Raw genomic sequence first — 11,603 nt, forward strand, 5'->3', positions numbered from 1 at the left:
GAAGGGCGCCCCCGTCTCCGGATCGACCGGGAACGGCTGCCCGGTCTCGGGATCGATCGGCAGCCCCGTCTGGGGATCGAACTCCAGGTCCGTGGTGGGGAAGTTGGTGTTGAGCGGCGGCGACTGGCGGGGCCGGTCGTTGGTGGAGCCGCCACCCGGGGCGCCCGGTATCGGCGGGGGCACGGGATAGTTCGATCCCGGGGTGTCCGTGGAGAAGTTGGTGTCGAGCGGCGGGTCGTTGACGGTCTCGCCGCTGGTGTTCCCGGAGAGGTCGTTCGTACTGGTGGTGGCGAAGGTGGTGTCGAGCGGCGGGTCGTTGAGCAGGCCGTTGTCACCTGGGTCGCCCGCATCGTCGCCCGGGAAGTTGGTGTCGAGCCGCTGCGGGGGGCCGTCGTCGCCCCCGCCTGTGTCGTCGGGACCCTTGAGCAGCTCCTTCAGCCAGTCCGGGACGTCGTTGAGCTCATCGTCCGGGCCGTCTCCATCCGGGCCGTCGTCGCCCCCGCCTGTGTCGTCGGGACCCTTGAGCAGTTCCTTCAGCCAGTCCGGGACGTCGTTGAGATCGTCGCCCGGACCGTCGGCGCCGGGGCCGCCCGGTGGTGGTTCGGAGCCGGGGGGCCGCCCGCCCACGGGATCCCGGATCGGCAGGAGCCGCGTGTTGATGGTCTGGTAGTGGCTCTTCATCGTGGTGTAGAGGTCGCCTGCGGCCGTGAAGACCGGTTCGTAGGCGCTTCGCCAGCGCATCTTCAACTCGCTGTTGACGTTGATGTCGGTTCTGCTGTCACCGACGATCCCGCGCACCGGCGGGTCGGCGTGGTAGAGGATGTTGAACTGTCCACGCCCCTCATCAAATTGCTCCGACCCGGCGGACAGGTTGAAGTACCAGTTGTCGAGCGTTCCCTTGATCGTGCTGTTGGGGCTGGCCCTGGCGCTGTCGACCGCGTCGACGAGTGCGCTGAGCTTGGGCAGGAGCGCGCCGCGGATGTCGTTGACCGCTTTGTGGAACCGGTCCAGTTGGAGACTCAGGTCCGTGAGGCGCTTGGCCAGGTCGTAGATCACCCCCGCGAAGACCCCGGCGGCACTGCCCCTGATGGCGCCGTCCGGTACGTCGATCTGCTTGTACGCCTGGAACAGGCCCGCGTTCTCACTTCCGACGTAGTCCACGAGGAAGTCGTCCAGTGCGGCGACGACCGTGGCGATGTCCCAGATGGTGGTCTGGTTGTACGTCGTCGAAGCCATTGCGCCGTGGGCCTGCGACGCCACGTTGGTCAGGTCCGACAGTGCCTTCAGGAACTTGGCCTCCGGGGAGTCGTCCCCGGTCCAGAGCTGGTCCTGCATCTTGTAGCCGGCGTAGTCCCACCCACCGTCCAGGTAGCTCCACCACCGGTCGACGTCCTTGAAGTCGAACCCCTTGATGAAGTGGTCGTCCTCGTGGAAGTGGTAGCGGCCCTTGTCGACCCAGAGCGGGTCCAGGATCGAACTCACGGGCGGCATCTCCGGGTGAGATCCGCCTTCCTCCGCGTCGGCGAAGATGTTCATGATTTCGTGGAGTTCCGGCATCCGCTGCTCACTCCTCCTCGGTCGCTCGGTATGTCACGGCGGCTGGTCCACAGGGCGATCACGTTTCGTCGTCTCCACCCCCGCCGCCACCGACGTTCCCGCTGCCGCCGGTACCGGCAGCGGTCCCGCTTCCCGTGGAGGTACCGAAGATCGCCGCGAGCTCCCCGGCGGTGAGGTTCTGCTCGTCCTCGAGTTCCATGAACACGACCATGGTGCTGTTCAACCGGTCGGAGATCACGAGCAGCTCCGACTCCATGCCGGACATGATGGAGTGCATCTTGGACAGGCCGGTGTCGATCTCGGTGGCGAGGGTGTCGGCGATCGGGAGGTACGTGCCGTTCCCGATCAGGATGTGGTGGCTGTCCGTAGGAGGTTCACCGGCGTACGGCGAGAACCGGGTGATCTCCTCGCTGACCCGGTCCCGCAGCGGGACGAGGAAGTTCTGGTGGAACTGCCGGACCCGCTCGAAGTCGATGGCGGTGCCTTCGTTCTTTCCATCCCCACCGCCGTCGCCGGACTCGTCCCCCGTCTTCGTCATCGTCATCCTCCTCGTCGTCTTCGTCCTCGGGGATCCGCGCCGCCGGGACGCCGATCGCGTCGGTCTCGTGGGCCACCTGGTCGTCGATTGCGGTCGCTCACCGCTCCGGCTCCTCGCGGACCGGTTCCGAGGAGGCGTCTCCCCCCTCGGGGCGCTCGTGGACACCGTCTCCACCGACGGCGGGAACCCGGGCGGGCGGGTCACCGCCCGCCCGGGGAGGGGGAGCGAAGGATCGTGCGTCGGTCCCCCTACAGGAGGGCGGCCCACTCCGTCGCCTCGCGGCCGTCGGTGCCGGAGTAGTTGTTGCGGATCTCGTTCAGGGCCGCCTGTGCTCTGCCCAGCAGGACGTTCATGTCCGCGACGTTCAGTCGCCACTGCTTGACCTTGGCGTCGTAGGCCTCGGCGGTGGCGCCTTCGAGGTCGGCTCTGACGGCCTGCATCTGGGAGTCCAGGGTCTCGATCGCGTTGGCGACGTTCTGGGTCTCCGTAACGAGTTGCTGCGTCGCCTGGTCGACGTACGCGTAGGTGACGTCGAAACCGTCCATGGCGCGGCCTTTCTTCCGTGGGTGTGGGGTGGGGGTCAGGCCTGGTTCGGGTTGAGCTCGTCGGCCCACCGGGATCCCGTGAGGATGGCCGTGTCCTCGACGTTGTGCATCGCCTGGACGGTGCCGCCGAACACGCCGACCATGTTGTTCATGTCGTTGGTGATGAGCCGCAGCTCCTCCAGCCAGCCGACGAGCGCCTCGCTGTACTTGTTGGACGCGGCTCCCTGCCAGGACATGCGCAGGGTGTCGCGGGTGTCGTCCACCCGCGCGTAGGTGTCGGTGCAGTTCTTGTGCGCCTCCGACATCGCCTCACGGGCGATGTTGTTGGCGTTCTCCGTACTCCGTGTCCTGGGATCGCTCATGCGCTCTTCTCCGTTCCTCGCGCGGTCACCGGCCCGGTTCGGGGCCGGATCCTCGATCTGGGCAGTCGGGTCACGGGCACCCCGCGTTCTCGGCGCGCAAGGAGGGCGCCAGGGGCAGGGACGCGGCGTCGGGGTGCAGCAGCGGCCCGGTGGGCAGCAGTCTGAGCAGGGAGGTGGGCACCTCGGTCGGCGCGCCGGTGTCCACGCCGAGGCTGCTCAGCACGTCGTCGTCCGGGACGGGGTACTTGGCCGCCGCGTCGGAGACGAGGTAGTGGGTGGGACTGCCCGTGCCGCCGCCGACGGGACGGGCGCGCGCCACGGCCCCGCCGCCGGAGGGGATGCCGATGAGGTCCGGGGTCGGGCACCCGGGGGCGATCGCGGGAACCTCCTGTACCGGCCGGGCGCTGACGGAACCGCCGTCGTCCAGGGTCACCGTGAGCGTGCCCCCACCGCCGAGCCGCAGGCACGGGTACCGTGCCTCGACCGAGCGGAGTTCGGGTGGCGTCGCGGGCAGTCGGGTGTCCTGCCCGGTGGCGTCCTCCCCGCCCGCCGTCAGGTTGGCGTGGGCCTCGGACGCCGGGAGCGCGATCGCCTCCGGGGTGACTCCGGGGTAGGCGGCGGCTCCGTTCTCCGGATCGGAGAGCAGCAGCAGGGCCTCGGTGAGGGTCAGGGGGGAGAGTCCGTCCAGGGTCAGCAGGTAGTGCTGGTCCGGCTGGTCGGGGGTGGACACGGCGAACACCTGGCCCACCCGGCGCTGGACTCCCGCCAGGGCCGGGCCCGGCGTGCCGGCGCCCGGAACCTCCTGGGCAGTGAGGTCGGGGGCGGTGGGCACGGTGTCCAGGAAGGCCGCCGTGACGGGGTGGGCGGGGCTGGTCCCGTAGCCGAGGGCCTGCACGGCGCCGCCCTCCTCGTCGAGCCGGAGTCGGGCACCGCGCCAGAGCAGGTGGCGGCCCCCGTCGGGGCCCACGAGGAGCACCGCCTCGTGGTCGGCCAGGGGCGTGGGCTCCGGAGCCGTACCGATCGTCAGCGCCGTCCGCGCGCGCTCCCCGTCCTCGGGCAGCGCGCACAGCCGCCAGACGGCCGATTCGAGCGCCTCCTCACCGGGCAGGGAGTCGGGGGCGCCGGGGATGCCGACCGGTCCGCCCATCGGCACGCCCTCGATGGACCCCGCGTTCACCAGGGAGACGTCCCCCTCCGCGCCCTGGATCAGGCGCGCCGACGCGTAGTTGGCGACCGGCCGCAGCATGCCGGCGGAGTAGAGGTAGCTCGCACCGGTGTCGCGTTCGATGACGAGCATCCCCTCCTCCTGCCAGGTGGTGGAGCCGCCGGGGAAGATCAGGCCGAAGACCAGGAAGCCGACGCACAGCAGTGCGGAGAGGGCCATCCCGATGAAGGTGCCGGTACGGGTGCGGCGCATGGGAGCGTCGACCGCGTCGGGGTCCGCCTCCAGCATCGCCGTGCCCAGGCGTCCCACGGTGAAGTTGTGCGCCATGACCCGGTCGCGTCGTGACTGCATCTCACCCGCCGATCGCGCGCAGGCTGGCGAAGACGCCGAAGCCCGCCAGGACGAGGGAGAAGACGGCCACGCACAGCAGGGACTGGAAGAGCTCGGCGGCCCGTCCCCAGTGCGGAAGCTGACGGCGTCCGGGCACGGTCCACGAGACGATCGCCAGCACCGTGGTGACGGTGAAGACCGCCAGCAGGGTCAGCGCGCGGGGCAGGGGGGCCGCCGTCCACGCGAAGATCAGCGTCAGCGAGGTCAGGCCGATCCAGGGCGGCGCCACCAGGAACGCGCGCTGCCAGGCGCTCGCGACGCCGCGTGTCTGCGACAGCAGCACCAGGGCCACGATCACGCACAGTGTCACCGGCACCCAACCGGGCGAGGCCGCCAGGACGACCAGGCACGCGGTGAGCACCGCGCCGGTCCCGGCGTACAGGGCGGTCTGGAACCGGTCGGCCAGGTGGGTGCGGTCCAGGACGGCGCGCGCGGGGTAGGGGTCGATCCCCTCCTGGAGCTGTTCCGGGTTGGACGGCAGCGGGGGGAGACGCAGTCCGGAGAGTCGGAACGCCAACTGCGGCGCGAACGTGCCGATCAGCAGTGCGGCCAGGGCGACCAGACCGGCGACGGCCGGGAGCGAGGCGCCGGGCAGGAACATCAGCGACGCGGCGCCCAGGACGGCGAGCACCTCGACGGTGAACAGTCCCGCGAAGAACGGCACGGACCCGGCCACGGCCGCCAGGCCGAGCACGGTCGTGCCCGCGGCGGTCATGGAACCGCTGAGGATACGCGCGCCCAGCAGAGTCAGGCCGGGCTCTCCCGTGGGCACGGCGGCGCCGGCCAGGGCCATGGCCAGGGCGGCCGTCGCGGCGAGCGCGGTGGCGGCGGGGAGGTCGCCGACGGCCCGGGAGGCCGCCGCGGCCGAGAGCAGCATGAGCACGCCGGACGAGGCGGCGGTCAGCGCGGTGAGCGCGGTCAGGCCGCCGCTCGCCATGACCGCGAGGCCGGTGAGGAGGACCGCCAGGCTCAGCACCTGGAAGAGGACCCGGGAGAACTCGGGCCGCCAGCGGTCGGGGCGATCGGCCATCCCCGTGGCGACCCCGTCGGTGAGGTCGTCGAAGTGGATGGGCGGTAGCTGGTCCCGGCGCGGACGCAGGTAGAGCGTCTCGCCGTGGCAGAGCCCCAGGGACCGGATGGTCTCGTCCTCCTCGAACGGCTCGTCGCCGAGTTGCTGGAGGACCCAGCCGTCGTGCTCCAGCCCGCTCTCGTCGAGGTCCTCGCCGTTGTCGCCCTCGGCGTAGAGCACGAAGGTCGGTACGAGCTCGGACAGCGGCACCTCGGACGGCGCGGCGATCTCGAAGGATCTGCTGGGGGCGCGGATCACGAGTCGGCACAGATCCGCGGCGGCGGGGTCGTTCATGCGGTTTTCCACCCCTCGGGGTGAGCTGCTCCGGATGGTGGGCGGCGGTGGCGCCCGCACGTCACTCTTGGCATCGTGTTGGTTATTGATTCTGAATGTGTGATGTTATGTGACAACAATAGCGTTTGCTCGACATGATGTGAACCGAACCACCACGAACCCCAAGGAACTCGGGGTGGACACCGCGTTCGCCCGTCAAGGGAGGCCCCGTTCCGTGGGTACGATCCTCGTCCGCAGACCACCGCGCCGCCCCGGCCCCGACCTGCCCAGCGGAGACATCTCGCTCCAGGAGCCGCCGGAGCTGTCCGAGCCGCAGTCGAGCATGTCGTCGGTCTTCATGTACCTGCCGATGGCGCTGACGTCGATGGCGATGATGATGGTGTTCATCCGCCCCGGGAACACCGGCAGCGGGGTCATGCCCTACATCGCGGGCGGAATGATGCTGGTCGGCGCGGTGGCGATGCTCGGCGGCCAGTATCTGCGCACGATGCTGGAGCGCAGGCGCGCGCTCAACGACGACCGGCGCGACTACATGCGCTACCTCAAGCAGATGCGCACCCGGCTGCGCGAGGTGGTCACCGAGCAGCGCGACGCCATGCTCTGGCGGGCCCCCCAGCCCGACGCCCTGTGGTCGATCGTGCGGACCTCGCGGCTGTGGGAGCGGCGCTCGGACGACGAGGACTTCGCCGAGGTGCGCGTCGGCGTCGGCGAGCAGGCGATGGCCATGACCATCTCACCGATCTCGTCCAAGCCCGTGGAGGACCTCGAACCCCTCTCGGCGCACGCCCTGCGCCGGTTCATCCGCGCCTACGGCACGGTCGAGGACCAACCCGTCCAGGTCTTCCTGCGCGGCTACGCCCGGCTCTCGCTGCGCGGCGACGAGAACGGCTGCCGCGCCCTGGTCCGCGCGCTCATCGGTCAGCTGACCGTCTTCCACGCCCACGACGAACTGCGCGTGGCCGTGTGCTCGTCGGCGGAGACCCGCGAGGCCTGGGCGTGGACGAAGTGGCTGCCGCACACCCAGCACCCCACCGAACGCGACGGGGCCGGACCCGCCCGACTGCTCACCGACAACGCGATCGAGCTGGAGCGGCTGCTCGGCGGGGAACTGGCCGACCGCCCGCGCTTCGACCCCGCCGGGGCCCCGAACCGCGAGGAGCCCTACACCGTCATCGTGCTCGACGGCGGCGAGGTGCCCGCCGGGTCGCGGCTGCTGGGAGGCGGCTACCGCAACGCCGTCATCATCGACGTGGCCGACCCCATGCCGCCCGACGACGACCCCTACACCCTGTCCCTGCGGGTGCGGCCGGGCGAGCTCGTCATGCTCTCCCAGGACCACAGCGGACGCGCGGTCGAGACCTCCCTGGGCCGCCCCGACGCCCTCAGCCTCAACCGCGCGACCAGTCTGGCCCGGCTGCTCGCCCCCTACCGGGTCGGCGTGCAGGTCGAGGTCACCGAACCGCTGACCACCGACTTCGAGCTGACCAACCTGGTCGGCATCGCCAACCTGCACGACCACGACGCCGAGCGCACGTGGAGCGAGCTGCACCCCAAGAACCGGCTCCGGGTGCCCATCGGCATCACCGCGGAGGGCGCCCCGCTGGATCTGGACCTGAAGGAGTCCGCGCTGGGCGGCATGGGACCGCACGGCATGCTCATCGGCGCCACCGGTTCCGGCAAGAGCGAGCTGCTGCGCACCCTGGTCCTGGCGCTCGCGCTGACCCACTCCTCCGAGACGCTCAACTTCGTCCTCGTCGACTTCAAGGGCGGCGCGACCTTCATCGGGCTCGACGGTCTGCGGCACACCTCCGCGCTGATCACCAACCTGGCCGACGAGGCCATCCTGGTCGACCGCATGCAGGACGCCCTGAACGGCGAGCTCGTCCGCCGCCAGGAGCAGCTGCGCGCCGCCGGGAACTTCAGCTCGATCCACGAGTACGAGAAGGCCCGGGAGTCCGACCCGTCCATGGAGCCGATGCCGACCCTGCTGGTCGTCGTCGACGAGTTCAGCGAGCTGTTGGCCGCGCACCGCGACTTCATGGACCTGTTCGTCATGATCGGCCGTCTCGGCCGCAGCCTCGGCGTCCACCTGCTGCTGGCCTCGCAGCGGTTGGACGAGGGGCGCATGCACCAGCTGGAGGGACACCTGTCCTACCGGATCGCGCTGCGCACCTTCTCGGCGATCGAGAGCCGCGGCGTCCTGGGCGTCCCGGACGCCCACCAGCTGCCGTCGGCCCCCGGCAACGGCTACCTCAAGACCGACACCGAGACCCTCGTCCGGTTCAAGGCCGCCTACGTCTCGGGCGCCTACCGGGTGCGGCGGCGCGCCTCGCGCCGGCTGACCGTCGCCGGTGACGTCGTCCCGTTCCTCGACGAGTACGTCCCCCCGGCCGACCCCGAACCGGAGGAGCCGGTCGAGGAGGAGACCCAGGAGGAGGCGGACACCCTGCTCGGGACGGCGCTGTCCGCGCTGCACGACCGCGGCCCGGCCGCCCGCGAGGTGTGGCTCGCACCGCTGGACGTGCCGCCCCTGCTCGACGAACTCCAGCGCATGGTGGGCGTGCGGATGCCCGAGGGCGGGCTGGCCTGGAACGACGAGGGCCGCATGCGCGTCGCGCTCGGCGTCGTCGACCGTCCCTTCGAGCACAGCCGGGTCCCACTCGTCGCCGACCTGACCGGCGCGGGCGGCCACGTGGGCGTCGCGGGCGGTCCGCAGAGCGGCAAGAGCACCCTGCTCGCCTCGCTCATCCTCGGTCTGGCGTCCGTCAACACCCCCGCCCAGGTGCAGTTCTACGGCATCGACTGCGGTGGCGGCGTCCTCCAGACGCTCAGCTCCCTGCCGCACGTGGGCAGCGTCGCGGCGCGCACGGACGAGCGTCGGATCAACCGCACCGTCATGGAGATGCACGAGCTGCTCAACAAGCGCGAGACGTTCTTCGCCGAGCACGGCGTCGACTCGATGACGACCTACCGGCGCCGCCGGGCGGCCGGGGAGTTCGCCGACGAGCCCCACGGCGACGTCTTCTTCGTCATCGACGGCTGGGGCACCATCCGCCAGGACTTCATGGACCTGATCCCCCCGATCGTCCAGCTCGTCCAGCGCGGTCTCAACTACGGGGTGCACGTCGTGGTGGCGTCCCCGCGCTGGGCCGACTTCAACACCAGCGTGCGCGACCTCATGGGCACCCGGTTCGAGCTGCGGCTGGGCGACCCGGTCGACTCCGTGGTCCACATGCGCGCCGCCCAGACCGTGCCCCGTGTCCCCGGCCGGGGCATCACCGAGGACAAGCACCACTTCCTCACCGGCCTGCCCCGGGCCGACGGGAACACCGACCCGGTGACCCTCTCGGCCGGGGTGGGCGAGCTGATCGAGCGGATCCGCACCGCCTGGGACGGCCCCGAGGCCCCGCCCGTGCGCACACTGCCGCCCGTCCTGCACGCGGCGGAGCTGCCCGCGTCCAAGCTGACCAAGGCGGGCGGGCTGAGGGTCCCGCTGGGCCTGGAGAGCCGCCGCATGCAGCCGTTCTGGCACGACTTCTCCGCCACCCCGCACCTGCTCGTGGTGGGCGACACCGAGACCGGCAAGACCACGCTGCTCCGCCACATCACCAACGCCATCCGCGAGCACTACGGTCCGACGACCGCCCGGGTGGTCCTGGCCGACCAGCGCCGCCAGCTCTACGACGCCATCCCCGAGGAGATGCGGCTCGGGTACGCGGTCTCGGCCGACAACGTCAAGGAGATGATGGTCGCCGCCGCCCAGGCGATGCGGGCCCGGCTGCCGGGGCCCGAGGTGACCCCCGACCGCATCCGCGAGCGCGACTGGTGGACGGGCCCGGAGCTGTTCATCGTTATCGACGACTTCGAGATGGTCTCCGGCGGCAGCGGCCCCAGCCCGCTGACACCGCTGACGCCGATGCTCTCCCAGGGCGCCGAGATCGGCATGCACGTCATCCTCGTGCACGCGGCGGGCGGCTTCTCCCGGGCGAGCGCCGACCCCGTGATCCGGTCGCTGATCGACTTCAACACGCCGAGCATCATGCTGTCCGTCCCGCCCTCGGAGGGCATGCTGTTCGGCAACGTCCGGGCGCGCAGGATGCCGCCCGGACGCGCACTGTGGATCTCCCGGCGCGACCCGGTCGAGGTCCAGCTGGCCATCGCCGAGGGGGCCGAGGAGTAGCCGGGGCCCGGGGCCACCGGGCGGGTGTCAGTCCAGGGGGAGGACCATCGGGCGCGGGTCCTCCTCGGGCGTCACCCGCTCGCTCGGGGCCGCCGGGCGCCAGCCGCGCTCCCGGCCCAGGCGCAGCACCGCTCCGCCCACCCCGCACAGCACGACGACGAGCGCGCACACGCCCACCACGACCGCGGTGACCGGCGCCTCCACCGACCCCAGCCCGGACGGTTCGGGAACGAAGGCCTCCCCGGACACCCTCGCCTGTCCCGCCTCCATCGCGGCCGCCGGGTCGGCGGCGAGCGCGCCCAGCGGGTCGACGCGTCCGCTGCCCACGATCGGGTCCACCGTGCCCAGCGGGGATCCGTAGGCGGTCGTCATGAGCCGCTCCCTGACCTGGGCGGGGCTCAGGTCGGGCTCTCGGGCGACCAGGAGCGCCGCCGCCCCCGCGACGAACGCCGCGGCCACCCCGTCGCCCGCGGCCGTGACGTGGCCCGCACCGCCCGGCCCCACGCTCATGACCTGCGCACCGGGCGCGGTGAGGTCGACCCGCGCCAGCTCGCCGGTCGGGCGGACCAGGGGTGCGCCCAGCACGGCGTCCCCGGCGGCGTCGTGGGCGGCCGCGCTCAGCACGGTCCGATCCTGGGCCGGGAACCCCGGGAAGGGCCCGTCGGGCGTGGGTACCGTGGCGGGCGCCACGACGACCGCGCCCGCCGCCTCCGCGGTCGCCACCGCCGTGTCCAGGGCCTCCGACGCCTGGTAGGTGGCGGTGCCCACCAGGATCACCCGGGCCCCCGCGCCGACGGCCCCGGTGATCCCGGCGGCGATGTCGGCGGGGGAGGCGAGACCGGTGTCGGCGTCCCCGGTCGGAACCGGGACCACCGTCGACTCCGGCGCCACCCCGACGAACCCGCTGTCCGGGAGCGGGCGCGCGGCGACGACACCGGCGAGGAAGGTGCCGTACCCCAGGCAGTCCTCGGAGGCGGCTCCCTCGACCGCGCCCGCGAGGGCGGGCACCGCCGGGTCCACGCCGGTGGCCAGGACGGCGACCGATGTTCCCCGCCCTCGGCTCATCTCGTGGGCGAGGGTCAGCCCGAGGGAGTGCGAGGTCCACGGCGCCCGCGCGATGACGTCCGTGCCGGGTGGGGCGCACGCCTCGTCGGCGCCCTTCACCTGGGTGACCTGGGGCAGGGCGGTGGGCTCGTCCGACGAGGCCAGGGCTGGGGAGGGGGCCAGACCGAACGCGAGCAGCGCGGCCGCGGCGGCTCGGGCGGTGCGGTGCGTACGTGTGGCGCGGCCGGGGGCGCGGCGCTGCTGGTCCATCGGGGGGTCTCTCTCGTCGGTGCTCGTCGTGGGTCGTGCTTCGCGTCTCCTGGGTGAACGGGCTCAGCGGCCCCCACCCGGGTTCGACCCCGAGGCGGGGGCGGGCCGGTATCCGGTGTCGGCGGTCATGGTCGGACGCGGCGTCCACCCCGCGGGCGGCCGCCAACCGTCCGGGACGAACTCGGCCTC

Annotated in this window: 7 protein-coding genes and 1 pseudogene; 1 reads left to right on the forward strand and 7 read right to left on the reverse strand. The window is 71.9% G+C overall.

The features are described from left to right. The 6 genes and pseudogenes from AB0I72_RS08820 to eccD all read right to left on the reverse strand — a co-directional run. Positions 1 to 1,557: pseudogene (locus AB0I72_RS08820) on the reverse strand (hypothetical protein); the annotation flags it as partial. A gap of 58 nt (positions 1,558 to 1,615) precedes the next feature. After that, on the reverse strand, positions 1,616 to 2,095 hold the full coding sequence (locus tag AB0I72_RS08825; protein ID WP_358564547.1) for a hypothetical protein: 480 nt from the start codon (positions 2,093 to 2,095) through the stop codon (positions 1,616 to 1,618). Positions 2,096 to 2,343: 248 nt separating this feature from the next. Next, a complete protein-coding gene (locus tag AB0I72_RS08830) occupies positions 2,344 to 2,640 on the reverse strand; it encodes a WXG100 family type VII secretion target (RefSeq protein ID WP_358564549.1) in 297 nt (98 codons plus the stop codon). 35 nt (positions 2,641 to 2,675) lie between these two features. Beyond that, positions 2,676 to 3,002, reverse strand: a complete 327-nt coding sequence (locus tag AB0I72_RS08835) for a hypothetical protein (RefSeq protein WP_358564551.1) — start codon at positions 3,000 to 3,002, stop codon at positions 2,676 to 2,678. Positions 3,003 to 3,072: 70 nt separating this feature from the next. Further along, complete coding sequence (eccB, locus tag AB0I72_RS08840; protein WP_358564553.1) at positions 3,073 to 4,518, reverse strand: type VII secretion protein EccB; 1,446 nt, start codon at positions 4,516 to 4,518, stop codon at positions 3,073 to 3,075. Between the two features lies 1 nt (position 4,519). After that, the gene (gene eccD / locus AB0I72_RS08845; RefSeq protein ID WP_358564555.1) at positions 4,520 to 5,920 is read right to left on the reverse strand and encodes a type VII secretion integral membrane protein EccD; all 1,401 of its coding nucleotides are present in this window, start codon (positions 5,918 to 5,920) and stop codon (positions 4,520 to 4,522) included. A 214-nt stretch (positions 5,921 to 6,134) separates the two neighbouring features. Between eccD and eccCa the strand changes: the two genes are divergently transcribed. After that, a complete protein-coding gene (gene eccCa / locus AB0I72_RS08850; RefSeq protein ID WP_358564557.1) occupies positions 6,135 to 10,100 on the forward strand; it encodes a type VII secretion protein EccCa in 3,966 nt (1,321 codons plus the stop codon). A 27-nt stretch (positions 10,101 to 10,127) separates the two neighbouring features. Here eccCa and AB0I72_RS08855 read toward each other — a convergent pair whose 3' ends face one another. After that, a complete protein-coding gene (locus tag AB0I72_RS08855) occupies positions 10,128 to 11,414 on the reverse strand; it encodes a S8 family serine peptidase (protein WP_358564559.1) in 1,287 nt (428 codons plus the stop codon). Between the last annotated feature and the right edge of the window lie 189 nt (positions 11,415 to 11,603).

The sequence above is a fragment of the Nocardiopsis sp. NPDC049922 genome (assembly GCF_040660275.1).
Taxonomy (GTDB): Bacteria; Actinomycetota; Actinomycetes; order Streptosporangiales; family Streptosporangiaceae; genus Nocardiopsis.

What these genes read in the sequence shown, in the direction of transcription:
- AB0I72_RS08825 (WP_358564547.1), bottom strand. Translation starts at nt 2,095, where the DNA reads ATGACGAAGACGGGGGACGAGTCCGGCGACGGCGGTGGGGATGGAAAG.
- AB0I72_RS08830 (WP_358564549.1), bottom strand. Translation starts at nt 2,640, where the DNA reads ATGGACGGTTTCGACGTCACCTACGCGTACGTCGACCAGGCGACGCAG.
- AB0I72_RS08835 (WP_358564551.1), bottom strand. Translation starts at nt 3,002, where the DNA reads ATGAGCGATCCCAGGACACGGAGTACGGAGAACGCCAACAACATCGCC.
- eccB (WP_358564553.1), bottom strand. Translation starts at nt 4,518, where the DNA reads ATGCAGTCACGACGCGACCGGGTCATGGCGCACAACTTCACCGTGGGA.
- eccD (WP_358564555.1), bottom strand. Translation starts at nt 5,920, where the DNA reads ATGAACGACCCCGCCGCCGCGGATCTGTGCCGACTCGTGATCCGCGCC.
- AB0I72_RS08855 (WP_358564559.1), bottom strand. Translation starts at nt 11,414, where the DNA reads ATGGACCAGCAGCGCCGCGCCCCCGGCCGCGCCACACGTACGCACCGC.